Genomic DNA, 1,714 nt, shown 5'->3' on the forward strand with positions numbered 1-1,714 from the left:
GCCGAGCTTTCTGATACGATTAAAGCATTTAGGAAAGCCCCAGCGTAAATGCCGGTCTGTGATAGCATTCAATACCGAAACAATCACCGAATCATCCTGTAACTTAGGTTGATAATAGTAAGCACAACGGCTTAAGCCAACGATAGCGCAGCTCATAGCTATAGTAACAGAATGATTTTGTTGTAGTTGCTGTGCCCACGTTTTACGGGCCTTTGTGGGCACTAAAGCTTTTTTATGATTTCTTCCTGAAGCTGTGATTTTAAGCTCAGCTCGGCAAACATCTGCTTAAGTTTGCGGTTTTCAGCCTCCAGCTCTTTTAAGCGTTTGATATCCGAAGTTTCCATTCCGCCGTATTTTTCCCGCCATTTATAAAAAGTTGAATATCCCATATCTTATTTTAGGCAAAGCGCTTTAATTGAAAAATGTGCTTTAACTTTTTTAATATCGGTACGATTTAGTGCTTATCACCTTTTTCATATTCAAATTCTCTTTTACTTTTGTCATAGACAATTTTCTACTTTTTAGGGGATAGTTATGATAAAGGGGGGAGCTTTTAGTTCCCCTTTTTATTCGTTTTATTGTATTTTAGTTTTTTTGGTTGATGTTGATGTAAGTAGGTTTCCTAAAAAAACTAATAAATATCAATAATAAAGTCAATATCTTGTTGTTCTTGTAATTTCTCCCTTAACAATTCTTTAAGTTCTTTTATTAAGCTATTTAGTTCAAATATTTCTTTTTTTGTGAGTAGCCCTGTTTTTGATTTTAATTCTTTAATTCTTAGAATTTTTTGCTTTATATTTTTGCACATTATTTACACTCCTTTCATTATTTAAATTTACTATAACTTATTACTTTTTAAAAATATTTGAAAGATTTCAACGATCAGTAATGCTAATTAATATAGGTTTTGGCTATCGTGCATGATTTAATCGATCTGTAAAACCGATCATAATATACTACCAATCAAAATTGATTTAAAGAATAAGAAAGGGATAAGTTATGTTTCGGTAAAAATGTAGTAGATGATATCGTCGATTTCTATCAGAAAAATTAAATTGAATATAAAGAATTATGGAAAAGATTAATCGAATTTTTAATATTTCAGTATCTGATTGTAACGATTTTCTAAATCGATAGCTCGGTTATAAATGGAACATAAACGTGTATATCGGGTATATTGTGAGTTAAGGTTTGTAAATGCCCCAAACTTAGTACACAACTCACGTAGAAAATTAAGCTGCTTGTTTTAGTGTTTTATACTCAATCGGTGTCATGTTATTTAATGCCTCATGCGGTCTTTCGGTGTTATAAATCGTTAGCCATTCTTCGGTTATTCTCCTTGCTTGTCCTGGATTCAAACATGAAGTGCAATTTTTCTTAACTCCTTCGAATAAAAGGAGGCAGGGCTTTTAAACTTATGCCGTTTTCTTGGGCGTGTGTTCAATAGATATTGAATTTTTTTTATCTGTTCGTCGTCAACTAATGAAATGGCCGCTGACTTTGGTATAAACTGACGTATTAAGCCATTGGTGTTTTCATTGGTACCTCTTTGCCAGCTTTTATAAGGCTCCGCAAAGTATACGGTAGTATTTAAATAATGCTCAATCGCATGATGATAATTAAATTCCATCCCATTATCAAAGGTGATGCTTTTAACCATCTTTTTAAACGGCGTTAGCAATTTTATTATCATATCTCTCGTTTCGGAGGCGGT

Annotated in this window: 2 protein-coding genes and 3 pseudogenes; all 5 read right to left on the reverse strand. The window is 32.8% G+C overall.

The annotated features are described in order from the left end of the window. Positions 1-222 (reverse strand): annotated as a pseudogene (locus tag A9G37_RS05815) (IS3 family transposase); the annotation flags it as partial. A 34-nt stretch (positions 223-256) separates the two neighbouring features. After that, positions 257-377, reverse strand: a pseudogene (locus A9G37_RS05820) (transposase); the annotation flags it as partial. Between the two features lie 254 nt (positions 378-631). After that, the gene (locus A9G37_RS12860) at positions 632-808 is read right to left on the reverse strand and encodes a hypothetical protein (protein ID WP_176701875.1); all 177 of its coding nucleotides are present in this window, start codon (positions 806-808) and stop codon (positions 632-634) included. A 424-nt stretch (positions 809-1,232) separates the two neighbouring features. Next, positions 1,233-1,346: pseudogene (locus tag A9G37_RS12195) on the reverse strand (integrase core domain-containing protein); the annotation flags it as partial. Between the two features lie 8 nt (positions 1,347-1,354). After that, positions 1,355-1,714: IS30 family transposase (locus tag A9G37_RS05825; protein WP_141671087.1), on the reverse strand; the 360-nt coding region annotated here is incomplete at its 5' end.

The organism is Gilliamella sp. GillExp13 (assembly GCF_001690815.1).
Classification (GTDB): domain Bacteria; phylum Pseudomonadota; class Gammaproteobacteria; order Enterobacterales; family Orbaceae; genus Gilliamella; species Gilliamella bombi.